Raw genomic sequence first — 20,511 nt, forward strand, 5'->3', positions numbered from 1 at the left:
ATGGAAGAGTTGGCGTGGGAGACTCGTTCGCGGGAGGTCGCGTACTCGTGTCCCGGGTTCGACGTGGTTCGCGAGGACGTGAGGCTTCCCGATGGAACGGAGACCGATTTCGATTACTTGAGCGAACCGCCCGCGGTCGTGGTGTTGCCGTTCACCGAGGACGGCGAGGTCGTCGTCGTGGAGGAGTGGCGTGAGGCGGTCGGTCGCGTGAACCGCGGCCTCCCCGCGGGCGGCACGGAGCCCGCGGACGCGGACGACCTGAAAGCGGCGGCGCGCCGGGAACTCCGCGAGGAGACCGGATACGAGGCGTGGTCGCTCGAACCGCTCACGACGGTCGAACCGGCGAACGGCTACGCGGACTCCGTCCATCACCACTTCGTCGCGCACGATTGTACGCCGACCGCCGAACAGGACCTCGACCACGACGAAACCATCCGCGTGGACACCGAGTCGTTCGACGACCTCGTGGCGGCCGCGGCCGCCGGTGACGTGCGGGACGCGCGCACGGTCGTCGGCGTGCTCACGTACCACGTCTGCTGACTACCACGGTTCCTGCGCGAACGCCGCCCACGAGAGGTACTCGGAGAACCGCCGCGGCGTCCCGTACCGGTCGTCCGGGTCGGCCGCGAGCGCCGTTTCCACGACCTCACGGAGGTCGTCCGAGACGGGTCTGTCGACCCCGGTGTCGTCGAACCCTCCGCGTTCCGGTGGCTGGCCGGTGAGCGCGCGGTGGGTGAGCGCGCCGAGCCGGTACACGTCGCCCGCGGGCGTCGGTTCGGGTTCGGGCGGCGCGTACGCGTCCTCCCGGTCCGGCCACGCGTCCGCCGCGAGTGCGCCGACTCCGATGTCTCGGATTCGCGGACCGTCGTCGGTGAACGCGACTGTCGCGGGCCGCAGGAAGCCGTGCGGTCGGTCGAGGCGCGCCAGCGTGTCCGCCGCGCTCGACACCGCGCGGAGGCCGCGCTCCCGGTCGTGGACGTCCGCGAGCGTCTCCGCGTACGGCGCGGTCTCCACCCACGGCCGCGGGTCGACGCCCCACTCGCGGAGCGCGAGCACGCCCTCGGTGTCGCTCGCCGCCGCCCACGACTCGCACGCGTCCCGGAACGCGGCCTCGTCCACGTCCCGGTATTCGGTGCGGACGCCTCCGTTCTCCACGCGCGCGGTCGTCCAGTAGTCGGCTCGCTCGACGGTCTCCACGTGCCCCTCGACGCGCCGTCGGTCGCGCCACCGTCGAACGCCCGCCACGGCCGCCCCGACGAGACCGAGACCGGAGAGCGCGGCGAGCACGCCCGCGTTCCGCTCGCCCCACCGCGTCGCCGCCGCGAGCCCGCCCCACGGCGGCCGAACCGCGTGCAGTTCGAACGAATCGCCGTCCGCCGACTCCGCGCCGACGTACGCGCGGCCGTCGCGCTCCACCGCGTACACGCCGCGTCCCGGCGTCTCGTACCGCCAGCGAACCAGGCCGTCCGACAGCGACCGCGCCTCCACGCCGTCCGCGGTCGGGAGGCGGAGTTCGCCCCTGGAGGTCGTGACGAGCCCGAACGCGTAGTCGAACTCGTCCTGCCACCGCGGCTGGCCCTCCGCGACGACTGTCACCGTGCGTAGCTCCCCGCTCCCGTCCGTGAACACGAGGAGAGCGTCGCCGGCCACGCTCACGCCCGCGCTGTCCGGGACGTCGTACCGCCACGCGACCGCGCCGTCGGGGTCGACCGCGACGATCTCCATCCCGTCCGCATTCGCCTGCGTCCGCAGGAGCATGCGGTCACCGATGGTTCCGAGCGGCGCACCGGTCTCGCGCCACCACGCGACATCGCCCGTCTCCACGTCCCACGCCACGACCCTGTCGCGCCGTCCGCCGACAACGTGACCGGCGGACTCGTGCATCCTCGTCCATCCCACGTTCTCGTGCCGCCAGCGCTCCCGGCCGTTCGCGACCGACAGGCCGACGAGGGTGTCGTCGTCTTCGAGGACGACCGTCTCCGCGGTTCCCGCGACGTACCCGGTCGCGCCGCCGACCCGCCACCGCCGGTTGCCCGACGCGATATCGACCGCGACGACGCCCGAACCCGTGACCGCGTACGCCGTCCCCGCGTCGGGGTCCACGGCGGTCTCCCGGAGCACCGTCTCCCCTTCGTTGCCGAACGCCTCCGTCCACGCGACCGCGCCGCTCGCGGGGTCGACGCCGGTGAGCGTTCTCTGGTCTGCGCCCTGCACGACGATTCGCGCGCCGACGCGCCGGGTCTGCCAGCCGACCGACCCCGCCCGGCTCCATCGCTCGTCGCCGTTTTTGGGGTCGAGGCCGACGACGCGGTCGCCGTTCTCGCCCTGTGTGGACGTGATGAGCGTGTTCTCGGTGACTCGTGGTGGATAGACGATGCCGGGCGAGCGGTACGTCCAGTCGTGGTGGAGGGTAGTTCCCGGAAGCGACCACGCGGGGACGGTGGCGGCCGCGCCGAGGAACGCGCGTCGAGTCACGGGCACACCCGCTACGTTCGCGCGCAGCGACAAGAACGTTCGGCGATACACAACCCTCAATGCGCGCGCTCCCCGAAACCGACTAATGAGAGACCACTTCGAGGTGCGCGCCCAGGACGCCGGGGGGCGCATCGGCGACCTCACCGTCCCCCGCGCGGGCGTGACGGTGGAGACGCCGACGCTGATGCCGGTGGTGAACCCGAACATCATCACCGTCGACCCCGCCCGCTTCCGCGAGTTCGGCGCGGAAATCCTCATCACGAACTCCTACATCATCAAGAACGACGCCGACCTCCGGGAGCGCGCGCTCGACGAGGGCCTCCACGAGATGCTGGACTTCGACGGCGCCATCATGACGGACTCCGGGAGCTTCCAGCTCGCCGAGTACGGCGAAATCGACACCGACACCGAGGAGATTCTTGACTTCCAGCACGCCATCGGGAGCGACATCGGCACGCCCGTGGACATCCCGACGCCGCCCGACGTGCCCCGCGAGCGCGCCGAGGAAGAACTCGAAGAGACCCAGCGCCGCCTCGAACTCGCGGAGACCGTCGACACGGGCGAGATGCTCGTGAACGCGCCCGTTCAGGGGTCGACGTACCCCGACCTCCGGGAGCGAGCAGGCCGACACGCCGAGAACACGTCCCTCGACGTGTTCCCCATCGGCGCGGTCGTTCCCCTGATGAACGACTACCGATACGGCGAGATGGCGGACGTGGTCGCGGCCGCGAAGCGCGGCCTCGGCCGGGACGCCCCCGTCCACCTGTTCGGCGCCGGCCATCCGATGATGTTCGCGCTGGCAGCCGCGCTCGGCTGCGACCTCTTCGACTCCGCCGCGTACGCGCTCTACGCCCGCGACGGCCGCTACCTCACCGTCCACGGAACCGAACACCTCGACAGCCTCCAGTACTTCCCCTGCGGCTGTCCCGTCTGCGCCGACCACACGCCCGACGAAGTCCAGCGGATGCCGGACGCCGCACAGGAGGAGCTGCTCGCCGAGCACAACCTCCACGTTTCCTTCACCGAACTCCGCCGCGTGAAACAGGCGATTCGCCAGGGGAGCCTGCTCGAACTCGTGGAGGCGCGCGCGCACGCCCATCCCCGCGTCCTCGACGGCTACCGCGCGTTCCTCGACCACGCCGACCAGTACGAGGCGTCCGACCCCGTGAGCAAGGACACCTTCTACTACACCTCGCCCGAGTCCGCGCGCCGCCCCGAGGTCGTTCGGCACCGCGAGCGCCTGGAGCGATTCTCGCTCCCCGACACGGTCCTCCTCGCGGAATCCGGAACGGACGACGACTTCGACGAGACGTGGCGCGTCCGCCCGCCGCTCGGCCCGTACCCGCGCGAACTCGCCACCAGCTACCCCTTCACTGCCGAAGTTCCGGAGCGCATGGACGACGCGGGCTACGAGTCCGCCGCGAAGGGCGTCAGCCGACTCGTCGCGCTCAACCCCGACACCGAGTTCACGCTCGCGCACCGCGACTGGCCGGCGCGCGCGCTCGACTACGTGCCGCCTCGCGTGGAGTTGGTGAACCTCGAAACGGGACACACTACTGACTCCGGCGCGGAGGACGACGCATGACCGACTACTTCGAGGTGCACGAGCGGGACTCGGCCGCTCGACTCGGCGAACTCCGACTCTCGGAGTCCGTCACGACGCCCGCGCTCGTGGACGATGTGGTAGACGACGCGGGCAGCGAGTGGTTCCAGTCCCAGGAGTTCCCGACGGGCGACGACTCCCAGTTGACCATCCTCCCCTACCGCGGCTTCCCCGCGGGGACGCGCGAGGAAGTCCAGGAGTCGTTCGCGCCCGACTACCCCGACGTGGACTACCCGAGCGCGGCCGTCGTCACGCCCCGCACCGCCGAGGACTACGGCGCGGACGCCTACGTGCTGTCGAACGCACCCGGATTCGTCGGGCACGCGAGCGCGTTCGTCAACGCCGTCGTCGAAGCCAAGAAGCGACTGCCCGCGGACAGCGCGCTCTACCTCTCCGGCGTCGCCACGCCCGCGAACGCCGCCGTCCTCGCCTACGCCGGCGTCGACCTCCTCGACGGCCACCGCGCCGCCGTCTACGGCACCCAGGGCACGTACCTCACCACGGACGGCGAACACGAACTCGCCGAACTGGACGACCTCCCCTGCGCGTGCCCGGCCTGCCAGCGCCCCCTCGCGGAGTTCACGCGCGAACACTGCAAGGAACACAACCTGAACGCGCTACGCGCCGAACTCTCCCGGGTTCGCACCCGCATCCGGCAGGGCCGCCTCCGCGACTACGTCGAGGGACAGGCGCGCCACGAAGCCTGGCTCACCGCCGCGTTCCGCGAACTCGACCAGGACTGGAGCTACCTCGAAGAACGAACGCCCGTCCAGCGCGACAACCTCCTCCTCGCCGCGTCCGAGGACACGCTCCGCCGCGTCGAAATCCAGCGGTTCGCCGACCGCGTCACCAGCCGGTACGTGAACCGGTACGGCGACGACCGCCCGCTCCTCCTCGTGCCGTGCAGCGCGCGAAAACCCTACAGCGACAGTCAGAGCCACCGCCAGTTCCAGGACGCCGCGAAGTACCGCGCGCACGTCGTCTCCATGACCTCGCCCATCGGCGTCGTCCCGCAGGACCTCGAACTCACGTATCCCGCCCAGCACTACGACTCCGTCGTCACCGGCCGCTGGAGCGAGGACGAGAAGCAGTTCGTCGCGCGCGTCCTCCGGCGCTACCTCGAAAACACGGACTACCCGCGCGTCATCGCGCACGTCCCGCCCGAGGGCTACCGCGACATCGTCGAACGCGTCGAATCCGACCTCGACGTTCCCGTGGAGTACACCGTCGAGGACCACCCGACGACGGGCGAGAGCCTCGCGAACCTCCGGGACGCCCTCTCGGACGAGGACCAGATATGGGTGTCCGAGCGCGAGGAACGCACGCTGCGCGCCGTCGCCGACTACCAGTTCGGGCGCGGCGCGGGCGACGACCTCCTCGGCGACATCACCGTCCAGGGCCGCTACCCGAAACTCCAGGCGCTCGACGCGGACGGCGAACAGCTCGCCGCGCTCGTTCCCCAGTACGGCCTGCTCTCACTGACCATCCACGGTGCGCGCCGCTGGGTCGACTCCCCAGTGGAAACGAACACCGTCGAAATCGACGACTTCGTGCCGCGCGGTTCCGTGCTCGCGCCCGGTATCGTGAACGCGGACGACGACATCCGCGTCGGCGACGAAGTCGTCGTCCAGGGACCGAGCGCGTTCGCCGTCGGGAAAGCCGAGATGAATGGAAAAGAGATGTCGGAGAGCACGCGCGGCATCGCCGTGGACGTCCGGCACTCCGAGGAACTCTAGCGCTCGCCGTCGTAGCCGTCCAGCCAGCCCTGGACTGCGCCCTTGAGCGCGCCCGTGGTGCTGCCGAGGTTGAGAATCTGGTAGCCAGCGTCCACTTTCTCGTTCACGTCGTCCATCCCGAAGCCCAGTCCGCCGACCGGCACGTCCGCGTCGATGGCGGCGGTGCGAACGGTCTCCAGCGCGTCCTGCACGTCCGGGTGGTCGAGTTTGCCGGGGTGGCCGTAGGAGACGGAGAGGTCGAGCGGCCCCAGGAAGACGAACCCGAGTTCGGGGACGGAGAGGATGTCGTCGATGTTCTCCACGGCCTCCTTGGTCTCGATGGTAGTGCCGACGACGGTCTCCGCGTCCTCGCGCTCGACGTAGTCGTCCTTCAGCCCCCAGCGGCGGGCGCGCGGCGATCCGAGCCCGCGCTCACCGGGTTCGCCGTCGTACGTGAAGCGCGCGGACCGCACCGCCTCCTCCACATCGTCGGCGGTCTTCACCCGCGGCAGGAAGACGTTCCGCACCCCCAAATCGAGCGCCTTCCGCACCAGCGTCGGGTCGGTGTCGGGGAGGCGAACCAGGAGGTCGACGTCCGTGCCCTCGGCCGCCCGCAACAGGTCCTCCACCTTGCTCGCGTCCCACGGGTCCGGCCCGCCGTGCTCGAAGTCCAGCCACACGAAATCCATCCCGAGTTCGCCGTAGAACTCCACCAGCGTCGGACTGTACGTGTTATCCAGTACGCCGAGCGCCACGCCGTCCGAATCGAGCGTCTCCCGCAGTTCGTTCACCATACCCGAACAGTCGGCGGCATCCCGAAAATAACGTTCGGCCCCCGCGACCGCTCAGAGCCGGCGGTCGAGGAAGTCGTCCACGAGTTTGAACTGTCGGACTTTCTGGTCCACTTTTTCCGTCCTCACGGTCGTTCGGACGGAAAACCTGGAGGAAAAATCGCTTACAGCCGTCGATCGAGGAAGTCGTCCACGAGTTTGAACTGTCTGATTTTTTGGTCGATGTCGGTGGAGCCGTGGCCTTCCGCGCCGAGTTCCTCGTACTCGAAGTCGCCGTCCTCGCCAGCCGTCCAGCCGAGGTCGAAGAGGGCGTCCCGGAAGACGCGCGCTTGGTCGACCGGACACCGCGGGTCGTTGACGCCGTGCACGATGAGGAGGGGGTTCTGGATGTTCTCGACGTGCGTGAGCGGGGAGCGTTCGCGCCAGAACTCCTCGTTCTCCTCGGGGTCGCCGAGCTGTTGTTCGAGCATGGACTGGAAGTGCGGCATCGAGTTCTCGTACATCTGGAGGAGGTCGGTGATACCGACCTGCGCGATGCCGGTCGCCCAGATCTCGGGGTACTGCACCATCTGCCAATACGCCGAATATCCGCCGTACGACCCGCCCATCACGGCGACGCGGTCCTCGTCCACCCAGTCCTGCTCTTGGAGCCACTGGCCGCCCGCGGCCACGTCCGCCTGTTCGCCACCACCCCAGTCGCCGTGGATGCGGTGCTTGAACTCCCGGCCGCGGCCCGTCGACCCCCGGTAGTTCGGCTGGAGGACGGTGTAGCCGCGGGAGACGAGGAACTGCGCGTACAGGTCGAAGCGCGGCATCGAGCGCGCGTGCGGGCCGCCGTGCACCATCACGACCGCGGGACTCGGGCGCTCGCCGGAGTCGTAGAGGAGCGCGCCGATTTCCAGGTCGTCCTCGCTCTCGTAGGTAACATATTCGGACTCGACGAAGGTGTCCGGGTCGATGTCGCCGTAGTCGGGCGCAATGAGCGTCTTCGTCTCCCCGGTTTCGCGGTCGTACGCGTACAGGGTCTTGCGTTCGTCCGAGGTCGTGTGCGCGAGCACCGCCCGGCCGTCGGTGTCGAAGTGCTCGTCGCCTGCGAGACCGGCGACGCCCTCGTCGAGGTCGTACGCCGTCACATCGCCCGATTCGAGGTCGTACTCGACGGGCATCGTCGCCGCGTTCCGCACGCGCGACGCGACGACGGTGTCGCCGTCGGGGCCGAACGCCGCGCCCGACTCCTCGTACTCGCCGCTTGAGCGCCACTCCGCCTCGTCGGCGTCGAGGTCGTAGACGCCGACGCGGCCGAGGTCGGTCGTGTTGTCGGAGACGAGGAGGCGGTCGCCGTCCGGATGCCAGTCGTTCGGGTAAGCCTCCGCGCCGACCTCGCCGATGTCGAGCTTTCGCTTCCCGCTGCCGTCCGCGTTCATCACGTACGCGTCCCGGTTCTCCAGCGCGTCCGTCTCGTTCGCGACGTACGCGATTCGCTCCTCGTCCGGCCCGAACTGCCCGCCGTGGACGGGCTGGTCGTACGCGGTCAACTGCTCGGTTTCGCCCTCGCGGGTGTCGTACCGGTAGAGGTTCATCTGCTCGCCCTCGTCGCTTCCGTAGAGCACGTATCGGCCGTCGCTCGTCACGTCGTGGAACGCCGCCTGGCCGTCCACCTCGACGACGACCTCGACCTCGCCGTCGAGTGTCAGCGCGTGAATGTCGTTCTGCTCGTCCCCGCCCTCGTCCTGATGGAAGAACACGCGCTCGCCGTCCGCGTCCCACGCGATGGGCCAGCGCGCCGCCCGCGGGACGTTCCCGTCGCTCACCTGCGTGCGCTCGCCCGACGCGAGGTCCTGCACGTACAGTTCGTTCCGCCCGGTCTCGTCGTAGTAGAACGCCACCCGGTCGCCGTCCGGCGACACGCGCGGATGGTAGAACTCGGGAAGGCTCGCGAGTTCTTCGAGTTCGACAGGAGTTGTCACGGGCGTGAATCATCGTGAGCGCCCAAAAGCGTTCGCGTCCCCCACCTCAGTGTCCGATTCGAGAATCGACGCGCGAACAACCCCCGTGAACGCATCCGACACGACCGAATTTGTTACCGCCCTACAGGCTGAAGCGGCTTGACGAGTACACGGTGGCGGCCGCGGCTACTGAGGTGGCCACGCCGATGACGAGACTGTTCACGAGCGCGGTGGCGTAATCGAGGGAGTACGACGTTCCCTGCACGGTTGGTGCCTGTGTTGTCGCGAGCATCTCAGTGATCATGACGAGCAGGACGGTACCGACGAATACGCCGGTCACGGCCGTGACGATCCCTTTTCGGCGGTCGGTATCGAATACATCCGCGACGCGGAGGCCGAAGAGGACAGCGAGGGGGAACGCGAGAAACGGAGTGTATCCGATGACGTTGTTCACGAGACTGAGCTTGTACCGTTGTGATGAAATCGTCGCTGAGCCGGCTGTAAACTCCACGTTACCGAACGCCCCGAGCAGCATCACGAGGATACCGAGACTGATTCCGAGGCCCGCCATCGCGCCGGCGATCCCCTTCACGTACTTCTGCGGCAAGTCTCGGTTCAGGATTTCTCCGACAGACTTGGTACTCCCACTCGTTGCGGGTCGTGGTTCGGCCTGCGTTGACTCACCGTCTCGCGTTTCGCTAGAGTCACTCATACACGCGGCTCGACACAGTTGCATGTCATAAAACCCGTTGGTTATTCGTCGTGTTAGTGGCGTGTCCAGTAGTTCTACCGAGGCGACTCTACCTACTCAGGCGCTTAGTGTTCACTCGCCCAGGCTCACGCGCTTCGACGCTCCACCCGAGTTCAGTTCTCCGCGAACCATCATATCGAACGTCCCTGATTTAATCGCGTTGACAACCGCGGCGCTCACGTCCGCAAACTCCACCAAGATATCCATGTCGTACATCGACTCTTCACCGGGTTCAAGCGCATTTACGACCGGCTCGTCGGATCCGATTCTGGTTTCGTTCAGGAACACGTCCAGGTCGCCCGATATCGACGGTATCTCTCTGTCTGTTGGATTCTTGAATCCGAGGATGAGGGGGAACGTCGCGCTCGTCAACCCTACTTCGGGCTGTCGGATGTCGACGAGTCGAACCGTCATCTCGTCGAGCGGCGGCTGCGACGCGTCCGACCCTGGAACTCCCCCGCTACAGCCGGCACCCAATATGGTGGCTCCGCTTACGACGCCAGCCACGAACCGCCGCCGTTCCGTGTGTGTCATACTCTGCCAGGAAATAGTCGGAACTCCGATATAACTATTTCCCTGACAGAGTGGCCTCTCTGTGCGTCCCGCGTCTGGAATCGACGGGTCTTACTTCCGGCCCGCGAACCACCCGGTATGAACGTTCCCGACACGACCGAGTTCCGGCGCGGCGCGCGCGCCGTCCTCCCCCTCGTCCCCGCCATCGGCGGGTTCGGGCTGGTCGTCGGGGTCGCCGCCGGAAACGCGGGGTTCAGCCTCGCGCAAGCGGTCGGACTGTCCGTGTTCGTGTTCGCGGGCGCGAGCCAGCTCGCGACCATCGAACTCGTCGACGCGGGCTCCCCAGTCGCGGTCGTCGTGCTCACCGCGGTCGTCATCAACCTCCGGATGATGATGTACTCCGCGTCCATCGCGAGCTACTTCGACGCGCTCGCGGAGCGATGGCGCGCCGGCATCGCCTACCTCCTCACCGACCAGGCGTACGCGCTCTCCATCAGCCACTACGGCGACGACCCGCCGAGCGACCCCCGCGGCTACTACCTCGGCGTCGCCCTCCCGCTCTGGATCGTCTGGCAGATAGCGACCGTCGCGGGCCTGCTCGCGGGTGCGGGCATTCCGGACGAGTGGGGCGTGACGTTCGCCGTTCCGCTCGTCTTCCTCGCGCTCCTCGTCCCCGCGATGAAGGACCGTCCGAGCACGCTCGCCGCGGCCGTCGGTGGCGGCGTCGCCGCGCTCGGCGCCGGCCTCCCGCTCAACCTCGGCTTGCTCCTCGGCGCGGTGCTCGGCGTCACCGCCGCGCTCACCATCGGGGGTGGGGACGCGTGAACGACACCACGCTCTGGGCGCTCGTGCTCGTCATCGGCATCGCGACCTTCCTCATCAGGTACTCCTTCATCTACCTCGTCGGCCGCACCGGCGACCTCCCGCCACGCCTGGAACGTGCGCTCGCGTTCGTCCCGCCCGCCGTATTCGCCGCGCTCGTCGTCCCCGAGTTCGTCAGCTACGACGGCGTCCTCCACGTCGCCCCCGACCAACTCGGCGCGGGCATCGCCGCGGCGCTCGTCGCGTGGTACACCGAGAACATGTTCGCCACCATCCTCGCCGGAATGCTCGCGCTCTGGACGCTGCGCTTCCTCGTCTAGTCGAACGCCCGCCGGAGCGCAATCAGGACGCCGCCGAGCATCGCGAGGTTCCCGAAGAACGCGAGGCGCTCGCCGCTCGCATCCCCTTCCTCGTTCCAGAAGTCGTGCATCGTCGCCGTCACCGTCACGAGGAACCCCGCGGCCGCCGTCGTCGCGAGCCGCGGCAGCCGCCAGAGCGCGATACCGAGCCCCGCGGCCACCATCACGCCGGACGCGAGCGGCGCGAGAACCGACGGGAACGGAACGCCCGCGGACTCCGCGTACTCCACGTGGTCCTCGGGGTCGCGGAAGTCCTCGCTCGCTTGCAGCGCCAGTCCGAGACCGAGCGCCAGCCGGCCGAGCAGCCACGGCTTGCTGTCGTCGTTCATACCCCGAAATACGCTCGCCGACCGCAAAAACGTACTCCCGTTACTCCATCGAGAGGTAGGTCTCGGTGCTCTCCACGCCGCGGATGCGCTGGATGCCGTTCGCGCTCACGTCCTTCACGTTCGCGGGTGACTCTACGTCGAGTTTCGCGATGAAGTCCACGTCGCCCGCGACGATGTGTGCGTCCACGACGCCGTCGAGGTCGGCTATCTCGCCGAGGATGCGGTCCGCCTCGCCCGAGTTCGCCTTGATGAGGACGTACGCGACCACCATCTCAGTTCACCTCCGACGCCCGGGACGCCTCCTCGCCGACCAATATCTGGCGCACGTCGTCCAGCGCGCCGAACTCCGCGAGCACGGCGATGCGGTCGCCGACCTCCAGGGTGTCGTCCGGCAGCGGGAGGCCGAGCGCGCCCTCCTTCTTCCCGAACCCGAGGAGGCGGCTCCGTGAGGGGAGTTCGAGTTCGGTCACCGTGTATCCCTCCATCGGCGCGTCCTCGGTCACGGTGAACTGCACCACCTGGAGGTTCTCCGCGAGGTCCGCGATGGCGGTGACGTTCCCACCGAGCAGCGCGTTCTTCGCGCCGATCGCGCCGAGGCGTTCGGGGTAAACGATTTCGTCCACCTCGTCCGCGTACTTCCGGTAGATGTTCTCCCGGTAGTCCTCGTCGATGCGGAGGACGGTCCGACAGCCGTGGGCGTTCGCGACCATGCACGCCGCGAAGTTCACGTTCAGGTCGCCGGTGAGCGCGCCGACCGCGTCCGTCGCGTCGAGGTCGGCGTTCATCAGCACGTCCTCGCTCGCGCCGTCACCCTCGATGACCTCGAACCCCTCGGCGCGCGCTTTCTCGACCTTGTCGTGGTTGTTCTCGATGAGGGCGACGTCGTGGCCCTCGTTCGCGATGACGCGCGCCGTACGGAATCCGACGCGTCCGGCACCGATGATGACGAAGCGCATACCGCGAGATAGGCCGCCCCGACCCATATAGGTTTGTGAACACGCGGCAAGCTTTTTGCGGACTCCCGGCGAACCCGAACGTATGGTACACGCCTTCATCATGGTGAAGACGACCACCGGGTCGTCCGCCGACGCCCGCGACGCCATCCTCGCCCTCGAATTCGTCGTGGACGCGCACGTCGTCGCCGGCGAATACGACGTCATCGTCGAAGCGGACGGGGACGCGGTCGGGGACGTTCTCAACACGGCGTCCACGGGCATTCAGGGCTTGGAGGGCGTGGCGGACACGAAGACGTACGTCTCGATGTCCGCCTAGACGGCGTCGGCGAGCGCGGCTTCCACGTCGTCCAGCACGTCCTCCGGCGGTCGCGTCGCGTCGATGCGGACGAACCGCTCCGGCTCCCAGTCGATGAGCGTCTCGTAGTTCTCCCGCACCTGCGAGAGGAACTCTACCTGCTCGAACTTGTTCGTCGCACCCGCTCGCGCCGCGCCCGTCTCCGGGTCCACGTCGAAGTACAACGTCAGGTCGGGTTCGCGCGTCCACGGCGAGTGAATCCCCCGCAGGTACTCCATCGGTCGCGGGACGCGGTCGTCCAGTGCGACGCCCTGATACGCGTACCGGGAGTCCGAGTACCGGTCCGAAATCACGAGGTCGCCGTCGTCGAGCGCCGGCCGCACGACCCGGGAGAGGTGGGCGGCGTGGTCGGCGGTGTAGAGGAAGGCCTCCGCGACCGCGTCCGCGTCGTCGTCGCCGATGGACCGCTGGACGGCGTCGCCGTACCAGGAGTCCGTCGGTTCGCACGTGAACACGGCGTCCTCGCGGTCGGCGCGGAGGGCCTCCCAGACCGTCGTCTTCCCGCTACCGTCGATTCCCTCCAGCGTGATGAGCATTCACCGCTACTGCGTAGGGGAGGCCTAAACGGCTTCCGGGACGGGCGCACCATTTAGGGCGATGGCCGTTCTCACTCCTCGTATGCACGTACTCGTCACGGGCGGAACGGGGTTCATCGGAACGCGACTCTGCGCCGAACTCGCGGAGCGCGGACACGACGTGACGGCGCTTTCGCGCTCTCCCGAGGGCGAGGTACCCGACGGCGTCGACACCTACGTCGGTGACGTGACGGCGCTCGACTCCATCCGTGGCGCGTTCGACGGCGTCGACGCGGTCGTGAACCTCGTCGCGCTCAGCCCGCTGTTCAAGCCGTCCGGCGGCGACGAACGCCACCTCGAAGTCCACTACGGCGGCACGCAGAACGTCGTCGAGGCGGCCGAAGAACACGACGTGGACAAACTCGTGCAGATGAGCGCGCTCGGCGCGGACCCCACCGGCCCGACCGCCTACATCCGCGCGAAGGGCCTCGCGGAGGACGCCGTCCACGACTCCGCCCTCGACTACACCATCATCCGGCCGTCGGTGGTGTTCGGCGAGGGCGGCGAGTTCGTCTCGTTCACGAAACTCCTCACGACGCCGTACGTCACGGGCCTCCCGGGCGGCGGGAAGACGCGATTCCAGCCCATCTGGGTGGACGACCTCGTGCCGATGCTCGCGGACGCGCTCGGCGATGAGCACGACGGCGAGACGTACGAACTCGGCGGCCCCGAGCAACTCACGCTCGCCGACGTCACCCGCCTCGTCTACCGCGCGGACGGCAAATCCACGAGCGTCCTCCCGATTCCGATGCCGCTCGCGAAAATCGGGCTGTCGGTCGCGGACGTGGTGCCGGGCGCGCCGATGGGGTCGGACCAGTACCGCTCGCTGCGGTTCGACAACACCGTCTCCGAGAACGACGTGGGCGCGTTCGGCGTCTCCGAGGACGACCTCCGGACGTTCGCGGACTACCTCGGCGTCGCGTGAGGCCCCACGAACGCCGCGGCGTCGCGTTCGGCGTCAGCACCGCCGTCCTCTACGCGTTCCTCGTCGGCGCGCCCGCCGCCGGATTCGCCCTCCCGGTCGCGTTCGCCGTCACGGTCGGTCTGTTCGCCGCGGCGTGCGGACTCTGTAGCGCGTACTTCCTCGCGCGCTCGCTCGGCGAACGCCTCGGCGCCTAACCCGCGTAAACGTCACGTTTAAACCCGTTGAGGCGCCCGAAATCGGCTGTTTGAGGCCGTTAGTATCGTTTACCCCATCAAAAGGCTTATCTCGGCCTTTGCTCTCTTATTGGCAAAGGTAGCCACCATGAAACTCGCAATGATCGGGTTCGGCCAAGCCGGTGGGAAAGTACTCGACAAGTTCCTCGAGTACGACGACAAACACGGCTCCAACATCGTTCGGGCCGCTGTTGCCGTCAACACCGCGAAAGCCGACCTGATGGGGCTCGACCACGTTCCGGAAGAGAATCGCGTCCTCATTGGGCAGTCCCGCGTGAAAGGTCACGGCGTCGGCGCGGACAACGAACTCGGCGCGGAAATCGCGGAGGAGGACATCGACGAAGTCCAGGGAGCGATCGACAGCATCCCCGTCCACGAAGTGGACGCCTTCCTCGTCATCGCCGGTCTCGGCGGCGGCACGGGGAGCGGCGGTGCGCCCGTGCTCGCGAAGCACATCAAGCGCATCTACACCGAACCCGTCTACGGCCTCGGCATCCTGCCGGGCGGCGACGAGGGCGGTATCTACACGCTCAACGCCGCGCGTAGCTTCCAGACGTTCGTGCGCGAGGTGGACAACCTCCTCGTGTTCGACAACGACGCCTGGCGGAAGACCGGCGAGTCCGTACAAGGTGGGTACGACGAGATTAACGACGAGATTGTCAAGCGCTTCGGCGTCCTGTTCGGCGCGGGCGAAGTCGACCAGGGCGGCGAGGTCGCGGAGTCCGTCGTGGACTCCTCCGAGATTATCAACACGCTCGCGGGCGGCGGCGTCTCCACCGTCGGGTACGCCTCCGAGACCGTCGAGAACTCCGGGAGCTCCGGCGGCGGCCTGCTCTCCAAGTTCACCGGTGGCTCGAACAGTCAGCCCGAGGACTCGGCGAACACGACGAACCGCATCACGAGCCTCGTGCGGAAAGCGGCGCTCGGCCGCCTCACGCTCCCCTGCGAGATTGACGGTGCGGAGCGCGCGCTCCTCGTCACCGCCGGTCCGCCCGCCTTCCTCAACCGGAAAGGCATCGAGCGCGGGCGGAAGTGGCTCGAGGAGCAGACCGGTTCGATGGAAGTCCGCGGCGGCGACTACCCCGTGCCGGACTCGGGAAGCGTCGCGGCGGTCGTCCTGCTCTCGGGCGTGACGAACGTCCCCCGCATCAAGGAGCTCCAGCAGGTCGCCATCGAGGCGCAGGAGAACATCGACGAGATCCGTGACGAGAGCGAAGAAAACTTGCAGAACCTCGTCGAAGACGACGACGATGAACTCGAATCGCTCTTCTAGAGCGTTCGTCGCCGTCCTCGGTCTCGTACTTCTCGTCGCGGCAGTCGCACCTGCGGCGGCCGCTGTGCCGTCGATAGACGGGAGCGCGCCGGAGAACGCGGAGGTCGGGACGACCGTCGACCAGACGTACGAACTCACCGACTTGTTCACGGAGTACAACGAGTGGACGCTCACCGGGGAGACCGACCTCTCCGAGGTGACGTGGACGGTGACGACGTACGACAACACCGGCCAGCAGATAGACCAGGAGACGTACACGGGCCAGTCGTTCGAACACGCGCTCGCCGCGAGTGACGGCGCGGTCCGCGCGACCGTCCGCCTGCAGGCGACCGTGACCGAAGTGTCGGACTCGCTCTGGAGTTTCGACCCGCCCCAGCAGTACACGGTCGCTTCGTTCACCCAGGCCCAGCAGGGCGGCTCCAGCACGACCATCGACGAGTACGTGACGCGGCCGTACACGCAGGAGTCGAACGAGGCGCGCTCGGCTATCACCGACGCACAGGCCGCAATTCAGGAAGCGCAGTCGGAGAACGTCGATGTCTCCGAGGCGCAGGCGACGCTCGACAACGCCATCTCGGCGTACAACAGCGCGAACTTCCCGAACGCGGTCGACCTCGCCGAGCAGGCCGAGGAGAACGCCGAGTCCAGCTTGGAAGCGGCTGAGTCGTCCGAGCAGACGACGCAGTACATCATGTACGGCGCGGCGGCGCTCGTCGTCGTCCTGCTCGCCGCGGGTGGCTACATTCTCTACCGGCGGAACCAGGGCTCGCAGGACAAGCTCGCGTAGTGCGCGTCCTCGTTCCGTTCGACGGCCGAACTCCCTGTTCTCGCCTCGCCCCAGTCCTCGATAGCGAGGAGCGACGCGCGCTCGCCACGCGCCTCCGCGACGACGTGCTCGACGCGGTACGCGCGGCCGGTGGCCGTCCCGAACTCCTTGCCACCGAACCAGTCGATGTAGGCGTGTCGGTGACGGTGGACGACCGCTCGCTCTCCGCGGCCGTGAACGCCGCGCTCACCGGGGAGCCGACGGCGGTGGTGATGGCTGACCTCGCGCTCGCGACGCCGCGCGCACTCTCTCGACTGTTCACGGCGTCCGGCGATGTCGTCATCGCGCCCGGGCGCGGCGGCGGGACGAACGCGCTCGTCGTCCGTCATCCCGACTTTCGCGTCGACTACCACGGCGCGTCCTGCCGCGACCACCGCCGGCGCGCGCACGAGGTCGGCGCAACCCTCCGCGAACTCGACTCCCATCGGCTCGCCACCGACATCGACGAACCCGGCGATCTCGCCGAACTCCTCCTGCACAGCGATGGCCGCGCCGCTCGCTGGCTCCGCGACGCCGGCTTCCAACTCTCGACGGGCGACGGTCGCGTCGCCGTCGAGCGACACCCCTAAGCACGCGCCGCCGCCAGTTGCGGGTATGTCGTCGTTCCTCTCGCGGCTCGGGCGCGCCGCGGCGGCGCTCGCCGGGGCTATCGCGCTCGCGGTCGCCGTCTGGTTCGTCCTCCAGTCCGTGCTCGTGTTCGTCGTCGAGGGCGCGGTCGCGGCGACCGCCGCGTCCGCCGCCGCGGCGGCGCTCGTGCTCGTCGTCTCCGACGTCTACCTCCCCATCGGCGGCGGTCCGCGCACGGACGTGCTGCGGAACCGCCCGCCCGTGGAGAACGCCGTCGACGCGGCGCTCGCCGCGCTGGTCGCGCTCGTCGCCGGTCTCGTGCTCGGAACCGCCGGGTACACGGACTGGATCGGCATCGGCGGCGCGCTCGCCGTCGGCTACCTGTCGTTCGTGATTCGCTACGTCGAGGAGTACGCCGCCCGGTAGCGCAAGCGCTTTTACCGCGTACCCGCAACCCCTTCTCGAATGATTCCGGGCGCCGAGGAGTACGACATCTCGCTCTCCATCCCCGACAGCGACATCGAGGACGCGCTCGCGGTCACGCCCGACGACGTCGATTCCGCGTCCGAACTCACGTTCGCCCGGAACGTCTTCCTCCCGCTCACCACGGCCTGCCGGTACACGTGCACGTACTGCACGTTCTACGACCCGCCCGGACAGGCCGACTTGATGAGTCCCGACGACATCCGAGAGGCCGTTCGTCGCGGCGCGGACGCGGGCTGTACGGAGGCCCTGTTCACGTTCGGTGACGACCCCGACGACCGCTACACCGAGGTGTACGGCCAACTGGACGAGTGGGGCTTCGACTCCATCCACGACTACCTCCGGCGCGCCTGCGAAATCGCGCTCGACGAGGGACTGCTCCCGCACGCGAACCCGGGCGACCAGACGCGCGAGCAGATGGAGCTCGTCGCGGACGTGAACGCCTCGATGGGCGTGATGCTCGAGACGACGGCGGACGTGCAGGCGCACGGCGGGCCGCGCGCCAAAGTCCCCGGGCAGCGCCTGCACACGCTTCGGACGGCGGGCGAACTCGGGGTTCCGTTCACGACCGGTATCCTGGTCGGCATCGGCGAGGAGTGGCGCGACCGCGCCGAGTCACTTCTCGCGATTCGCGAACTCGACGAGCGATACGGCCACATCCAGGAGGTCATCGTGCAACCGGTGTCGAACAACGAGCGCTGGCAAGGCGGGTCGCCGAGCGTCGAGGCCTTGCGGCGCGCCGTGGCGATGGCGCGCGCGGTGCTCCCGGAGTCCGTGAGCGTGCAGGTGCCGCCGAACCTCGCGCCGGTGCGTGACGTGCTCGACTGCGGTATCGACGATTTGGGGGGCGTCTCTCCGGTGACGGACGACTACATCAACCCCGACTACGAGTGGCCGGCCGTCCGGGAACTCCAGTCCATCGCGGACGACGCCGGCGTCCCGCTCCGCGAACGCCTTCCCGTCTACGAGCACTATTTGACCGACGACTGGGTGTCCGAGCGAATCCGGTCGGCCATCGACGCCGACGACGCGGCGGGCGAGCGCTACCGCGCCGTGCTGGACTAAACCCAGTCCACGAGGCGCTTCCTGAACACCGTGTAGAGCACGGAGATACCGAGGCCGCCGAGCAACAGCCAGCGCACTCGCGTCCCGAAGACCGCTAGGAGCGGGAGCGTGACGAGAATACAGAGCGCGAGGTCTCGCGGGGAGCCGTCGTAGGGGATGACGCGGCGCGGCGGGAGCCAGCGCTGGCCGAGGTGCGAGTAGACGCCGCGGTGGTCGTCCTGTATCCAGGGTTTCCGACCGAGGCCGCCGCCGAGCACTTCGGTGAGACAGTGGAAAGCAGCCGAGACGAGGAAGCACGCGACGGCGACGCTCAGCGCCGTCGGCCACGTGAGCGCGCCGAGGACGGCGAGCGTGGCGAGCGCGGGGTAGAGTTCGGGATGATGGAGGGTCTTTCTGTGTTCGAGGTAGAGGTCGAGGTCGGGGAACACGCCGCCCGCGTAGCCCGCGTACGCGGCGAGCGTGGCGAGCGCGGGGTCGAACGGCAGCAGAACGAGCGCGGGGAGCACGCCGAGAACGGCGTGCGTGGTCGCCATCACGGTCCTACAGGAGGGGGGTTCCGTCGGCGTTCGGCCCCAATTCCGGGCCGTGCGGACCGTCGCCGGTGACGCGGCGGCGTTCGGTGTAGTCGGTGGAGCGCTCGACCGGCACGCGCCCGATGGCCTCTATCATCTCGACGTAATCGTCGAAACTTCGGAATTCGCCGTACTCGCCGCCCGCGCGCTTCGTAATCTCCTCGGAGAGGATGGTGCCCATGAAGTCGTCCGCGCCGCAGTTCAGGAGTTTCATCCCGTGTTCGTCGCCGTACTTCACCCACGACGACTGAACGTGTTCGATGTTGTCGAGGAACAACCGGGAGACGGCGATCATCAGTTCGTCCTCCTCCTTGCTCGCGCCGCTCTCGACGACGCCGTGCTCGTGCAGGGGCGTGTTCTGGTGGACGAAGGAGAGCGGGACGAACTCCGTGATGTTCCCCGTTCGGTCCTGGAGGTCGCGCACCACGTTGAGGTGTTTCACGCGGTGCATCGCGTTCTCGACGTGACCGTACATGATGGTCGCGGTCATCGGCAGGCCGACCGCGGCCGCGGCCTCCATCGACGCCACCCATTCCTCGGTGTTGATTTTGCCGGGACAGATGACGTCTCGGACTTCGTCCACGAGAATCTCGGCGGCGGTTCCGGGCACGGTGTCCAATCCGGCGTCGTGGAGTTCGCGGTAGACGTGCTCGTAGTCCCAGTCCGCGCCGCGTTGGGCGTGCTCGACTTCCTCGGGCGTCATCGAGTGGACGTGCGCGCCCGTCTCCGCCATCCCTCGAATGTACTCCTCGTAGGTCGCTGGCGGCGTGTCGTACGTCTCCGGTGGTTTGTAGTTGTGTTCGGGGTCGTCCGGGTCGAGGAGTTCGTGGTGGACGTCGTTCAGCGCGAGGCCGGGATGCAGACCGGACACGGAGGTCACTTCGTACACGCCGCGCTCGACGGCGTCCGCGACGACTTCCTTCGACTCGGCGGGCGTCTTCGTGAATCCCGCGTGCTCTTGGTCGTGCTCGGACTCGAACTGGTGGGCGGTGTCCTTGAAGTTGCAGAACAGGCAGCCGGTGTTGCAGGCGGTGGTGACGTTGTTGTTGACGTTCGCGACGAACGTCACCTCCTCGCCGACGACCTCGGCGCGTCGGCGGTCGGCGGCCTCCAGCACCAGTTCCTTGCGCTCGGGGTCGATGCCGGGCGTGTCGGTGCCGGTGGTGATGAGTTCGACGCCGTCCGCGACCGAGAGGCGGCGGCCGTCGCGGGCGTTCGCGAGGGCGTTCTCGAACGACTGGTCGGTCTCGGGGACGAACTCGTAGTCGAACTCGTCCGCCGAGAGCGAGGCGGCGCGCGACATACCCATAGATGTCGGTAGGACGTGAAAAGCAGGCCGGTCCCGGAGATGCACGAACACGCATACTTCCCTCCTCG

24 protein-coding genes are annotated in these 20,511 nt (G+C 68.2%); 13 read left to right on the forward strand and 11 right to left on the reverse strand.

The genetic code is table 11. The features are described 5' to 3' along the window. The gene (locus tag ACOZ4O_RS09825) at positions 1 to 540 is read left to right on the forward strand and encodes an NUDIX domain-containing protein (protein ID WP_424525132.1); all 540 of its coding nucleotides are present in this window, start codon (positions 1 to 3) and stop codon (positions 538 to 540) included. Here the strand turns inward: ACOZ4O_RS09825 and ACOZ4O_RS09830 are convergent, their stop codons facing one another. Beyond that, entirely contained in the window at positions 541 to 2,481 is a 1,941-nt protein-coding gene (locus tag ACOZ4O_RS09830) for a PQQ-binding-like beta-propeller repeat protein (RefSeq protein ID WP_424525133.1), read from the reverse strand. It abuts the gene before it with no gap. A gap of 79 nt (positions 2,482 to 2,560) precedes the next feature. Here ACOZ4O_RS09830 and tgtA point away from each other — a divergent pair, with 79 nt between their 5' ends. Together tgtA and arcS are read left to right on the forward strand one after the other, a co-directional pair. Continuing rightward, positions 2,561 to 4,060: a tRNA guanosine(15) transglycosylase TgtA gene (gene tgtA, locus ACOZ4O_RS09835; RefSeq protein ID WP_424525134.1), complete on the forward strand. Its 1,500-nt coding sequence runs from the start codon at positions 2,561 to 2,563 to the stop codon at positions 4,058 to 4,060. Continuing rightward, positions 4,057 to 5,814 (forward strand): archaeosine synthase subunit alpha, encoded by a 1,758-nt coding sequence (gene arcS / locus ACOZ4O_RS09840; protein WP_424525135.1) that lies wholly within the window; start codon positions 4,057 to 4,059, stop codon positions 5,812 to 5,814. The genes tgtA and arcS overlap by 4 nt, the downstream gene beginning before the upstream one ends. Here the strand turns inward: arcS and ACOZ4O_RS09845 are convergent. From ACOZ4O_RS09845 to ACOZ4O_RS09860, 4 genes are all read right to left on the reverse strand, one after another. Next, positions 5,811 to 6,587, reverse strand: coding sequence for an HpcH/HpaI aldolase family protein (locus ACOZ4O_RS09845; RefSeq protein ID WP_424525136.1), 777 nt, complete (start codon positions 6,585 to 6,587; stop codon positions 5,811 to 5,813). The genes arcS and ACOZ4O_RS09845 overlap by 4 nt on opposite strands. Before the next feature lie 161 nt (positions 6,588 to 6,748). Further along, positions 6,749 to 8,551: a prolyl oligopeptidase family serine peptidase gene (locus ACOZ4O_RS09850; protein ID WP_424525137.1), complete on the reverse strand. Its 1,803-nt coding sequence runs from the start codon at positions 8,549 to 8,551 to the stop codon at positions 6,749 to 6,751. A 121-nt stretch (positions 8,552 to 8,672) separates the two neighbouring features. After that, entirely contained in the window at positions 8,673 to 9,242 is a 570-nt protein-coding gene (locus tag ACOZ4O_RS09855; RefSeq protein ID WP_424525138.1) for a hypothetical protein, read from the reverse strand. 111 nt (positions 9,243 to 9,353) lie between these two features. Next, complete coding sequence (locus ACOZ4O_RS09860; protein ID WP_424525139.1) at positions 9,354 to 9,815, reverse strand: hypothetical protein; 462 nt, start codon at positions 9,813 to 9,815, stop codon at positions 9,354 to 9,356. Between the two features lie 117 nt (positions 9,816 to 9,932). Between ACOZ4O_RS09860 and ACOZ4O_RS09865 the strand changes: the two genes are divergently transcribed. Together ACOZ4O_RS09865 and ACOZ4O_RS09870 are read left to right on the forward strand one after the other, a co-directional pair. Then, entirely contained in the window at positions 9,933 to 10,619 is a 687-nt protein-coding gene (locus tag ACOZ4O_RS09865; RefSeq protein ID WP_424525140.1) for an AzlC family ABC transporter permease, read from the forward strand. Further along, on the forward strand, positions 10,616 to 10,936 hold the full coding sequence (locus tag ACOZ4O_RS09870) for an AzlD domain-containing protein (protein ID WP_424525141.1): 321 nt from the start codon (positions 10,616 to 10,618) through the stop codon (positions 10,934 to 10,936). The genes ACOZ4O_RS09865 and ACOZ4O_RS09870 overlap by 4 nt, the downstream gene beginning before the upstream one ends. On the opposite strand, the gene ACOZ4O_RS09875 is transcribed toward ACOZ4O_RS09870, so the two are convergent. Genes ACOZ4O_RS09875 through ACOZ4O_RS09885 form a run of 3 tightly spaced genes read right to left on the reverse strand, consistent with a single transcriptional unit; the run spans position 10,933 to position 12,260 of the window. Then, complete coding sequence (locus tag ACOZ4O_RS09875) at positions 10,933 to 11,304, reverse strand: DoxX family protein (RefSeq protein ID WP_424525142.1); 372 nt, start codon at positions 11,302 to 11,304, stop codon at positions 10,933 to 10,935. The two genes, ACOZ4O_RS09870 and ACOZ4O_RS09875, sit on opposite strands and share 4 nt — an antisense overlap. Before the next feature lie 40 nt (positions 11,305 to 11,344). Continuing rightward, a complete protein-coding gene (locus tag ACOZ4O_RS09880) occupies positions 11,345 to 11,575 on the reverse strand; it encodes an Lrp/AsnC family transcriptional regulator (RefSeq protein WP_424525143.1) in 231 nt (76 codons plus the stop codon). Position 11,576: 1 nt separating this feature from the next. Beyond that, positions 11,577 to 12,260 carry a potassium channel family protein gene (locus ACOZ4O_RS09885; protein ID WP_424525144.1) on the reverse strand — a complete coding sequence of 228 codons (684 nt, stop codon included), beginning with the start codon at positions 12,258 to 12,260 and terminating at the stop codon, positions 11,577 to 11,579. 82 nt (positions 12,261 to 12,342) lie between these two features. Here ACOZ4O_RS09885 and ACOZ4O_RS09890 point away from each other — a divergent pair, with 82 nt between their 5' ends. After that, positions 12,343 to 12,576: an Lrp/AsnC ligand binding domain-containing protein gene (locus ACOZ4O_RS09890; RefSeq protein WP_424525145.1), complete on the forward strand. Its 234-nt coding sequence runs from the start codon at positions 12,343 to 12,345 to the stop codon at positions 12,574 to 12,576. Here the strand turns inward: ACOZ4O_RS09890 and tmk are convergent. Further along, positions 12,573 to 13,151, reverse strand: a complete 579-nt coding sequence (gene tmk / locus ACOZ4O_RS09895) for a dTMP kinase (RefSeq protein WP_424525146.1) — start codon at positions 13,149 to 13,151, stop codon at positions 12,573 to 12,575. The genes ACOZ4O_RS09890 and tmk overlap by 4 nt on opposite strands. An 82-nt stretch (positions 13,152 to 13,233) precedes the next feature. Here tmk and ACOZ4O_RS09900 point away from each other — a divergent pair, with 82 nt between their 5' ends. From ACOZ4O_RS09900 to cofG, 7 genes are all read left to right on the forward strand, one after another. After that, positions 13,234 to 14,115: a complex I NDUFA9 subunit family protein gene (locus tag ACOZ4O_RS09900; protein WP_424525147.1), complete on the forward strand. Its 882-nt coding sequence runs from the start codon at positions 13,234 to 13,236 to the stop codon at positions 14,113 to 14,115. Further along, positions 14,112 to 14,309 (forward strand): hypothetical protein, encoded by a 198-nt coding sequence (locus tag ACOZ4O_RS09905; protein WP_424525148.1) that lies wholly within the window; start codon positions 14,112 to 14,114, stop codon positions 14,307 to 14,309. Before ACOZ4O_RS09900 ends, ACOZ4O_RS09905 begins: the two co-directional genes overlap by 4 nt. A gap of 127 nt (positions 14,310 to 14,436) precedes the next feature. After that, entirely contained in the window at positions 14,437 to 15,621 is a 1,185-nt protein-coding gene (locus tag ACOZ4O_RS09910) for a tubulin/FtsZ family protein (RefSeq protein WP_424525149.1), read from the forward strand. Beyond that, positions 15,599 to 16,408 carry a hypothetical protein gene (locus ACOZ4O_RS09915; protein ID WP_424525150.1) on the forward strand — a complete coding sequence of 270 codons (810 nt, stop codon included), beginning with the start codon at positions 15,599 to 15,601 and terminating at the stop codon, positions 16,406 to 16,408. Before ACOZ4O_RS09910 ends, ACOZ4O_RS09915 begins: the two co-directional genes overlap by 23 nt. After that, complete coding sequence (gene cofC / locus ACOZ4O_RS09920; RefSeq protein ID WP_424525151.1) at positions 16,408 to 17,016, forward strand: 2-phospho-L-lactate guanylyltransferase; 609 nt, start codon at positions 16,408 to 16,410, stop codon at positions 17,014 to 17,016. The genes ACOZ4O_RS09915 and cofC overlap by 1 nt, the downstream gene beginning before the upstream one ends. A 25-nt stretch (positions 17,017 to 17,041) precedes the next feature. Continuing rightward, positions 17,042 to 17,440: a hypothetical protein gene (locus ACOZ4O_RS09925; protein ID WP_424525152.1), complete on the forward strand. Its 399-nt coding sequence runs from the start codon at positions 17,042 to 17,044 to the stop codon at positions 17,438 to 17,440. Positions 17,441 to 17,479: 39 nt separating this feature from the next. Continuing rightward, entirely contained in the window at positions 17,480 to 18,562 is a 1,083-nt protein-coding gene (cofG, locus tag ACOZ4O_RS09930) for a 7,8-didemethyl-8-hydroxy-5-deazariboflavin synthase subunit CofG (RefSeq protein ID WP_424525153.1), read from the forward strand. Here the strand turns inward: cofG and ACOZ4O_RS09935 are convergent. Both ACOZ4O_RS09935 and cofH read right to left on the reverse strand, forming a co-directional pair. Further along, positions 18,559 to 19,095, reverse strand: coding sequence for a metal-dependent hydrolase (locus ACOZ4O_RS09935; protein WP_424525154.1), 537 nt, complete (start codon positions 19,093 to 19,095; stop codon positions 18,559 to 18,561). The genes cofG and ACOZ4O_RS09935 overlap by 4 nt on opposite strands. A 7-nt stretch (positions 19,096 to 19,102) precedes the next feature. Further along, positions 19,103 to 20,437, reverse strand: coding sequence for a 7,8-didemethyl-8-hydroxy-5-deazariboflavin synthase subunit CofH (cofH, locus tag ACOZ4O_RS09940; protein ID WP_424525155.1), 1,335 nt, complete (start codon positions 20,435 to 20,437; stop codon positions 19,103 to 19,105). Between the last annotated feature and the right edge of the window lie 74 nt (positions 20,438 to 20,511).

This window comes from Salarchaeum japonicum (assembly GCF_049705945.1).
Classification (GTDB): Archaea; Halobacteriota; Halobacteria; order Halobacteriales; family Halobacteriaceae; genus Salarchaeum; species Salarchaeum japonicum_A.

Bases quoted from the DNA above. Each gene is read 5' to 3' on its own strand.
- ACOZ4O_RS09825 (WP_424525132.1), top strand. From the start codon at position 1: ATGGAAGAGTTGGCGTGGGAGACTCGTTCGCGGGAGGTCGCGTACTCG.
- tgtA (WP_424525134.1), top strand. From the start codon at position 2,561: ATGAGAGACCACTTCGAGGTGCGCGCCCAGGACGCCGGGGGGCGCATC.
- arcS (WP_424525135.1), top strand. From the start codon at position 4,057: ATGACCGACTACTTCGAGGTGCACGAGCGGGACTCGGCCGCTCGACTC.
- ACOZ4O_RS09845 (WP_424525136.1), bottom strand. From the start codon at position 6,587: ATGGTGAACGAACTGCGGGAGACGCTCGATTCGGACGGCGTGGCGCTC.
- ACOZ4O_RS09855 (WP_424525138.1), bottom strand. From the start codon at position 9,242: ATGAGTGACTCTAGCGAAACGCGAGACGGTGAGTCAACGCAGGCCGAA.
- ACOZ4O_RS09860 (WP_424525139.1), bottom strand. From the start codon at position 9,815: ATGACACACACGGAACGGCGGCGGTTCGTGGCTGGCGTCGTAAGCGGA.
- ACOZ4O_RS09865 (WP_424525140.1), top strand. From the start codon at position 9,933: ATGAACGTTCCCGACACGACCGAGTTCCGGCGCGGCGCGCGCGCCGTC.
- ACOZ4O_RS09875 (WP_424525142.1), bottom strand. From the start codon at position 11,304: ATGAACGACGACAGCAAGCCGTGGCTGCTCGGCCGGCTGGCGCTCGGT.
- ACOZ4O_RS09880 (WP_424525143.1), bottom strand. From the start codon at position 11,575: ATGGTGGTCGCGTACGTCCTCATCAAGGCGAACTCGGGCGAGGCGGAC.
- ACOZ4O_RS09885 (WP_424525144.1), bottom strand. From the start codon at position 12,260: ATGCGCTTCGTCATCATCGGTGCCGGACGCGTCGGATTCCGTACGGCG.
- ACOZ4O_RS09890 (WP_424525145.1), top strand. From the start codon at position 12,343: ATGGTACACGCCTTCATCATGGTGAAGACGACCACCGGGTCGTCCGCC.
- tmk (WP_424525146.1), bottom strand. From the start codon at position 13,151: ATGCTCATCACGCTGGAGGGAATCGACGGTAGCGGGAAGACGACGGTC.
- ACOZ4O_RS09900 (WP_424525147.1), top strand. From the start codon at position 13,234: ATGCACGTACTCGTCACGGGCGGAACGGGGTTCATCGGAACGCGACTC.
- ACOZ4O_RS09910 (WP_424525149.1), top strand. From the start codon at position 14,437: ATGAAACTCGCAATGATCGGGTTCGGCCAAGCCGGTGGGAAAGTACTC.
- ACOZ4O_RS09915 (WP_424525150.1), top strand. From the start codon at position 15,599: ATGAACTCGAATCGCTCTTCTAGAGCGTTCGTCGCCGTCCTCGGTCTC.
- ACOZ4O_RS09925 (WP_424525152.1), top strand. From the start codon at position 17,042: ATGTCGTCGTTCCTCTCGCGGCTCGGGCGCGCCGCGGCGGCGCTCGCC.
- cofG (WP_424525153.1), top strand. From the start codon at position 17,480: ATGATTCCGGGCGCCGAGGAGTACGACATCTCGCTCTCCATCCCCGAC.
- ACOZ4O_RS09935 (WP_424525154.1), bottom strand. From the start codon at position 19,095: ATGGCGACCACGCACGCCGTTCTCGGCGTGCTCCCCGCGCTCGTTCTG.
- cofH (WP_424525155.1), bottom strand. From the start codon at position 20,437: ATGTCGCGCGCCGCCTCGCTCTCGGCGGACGAGTTCGACTACGAGTTC.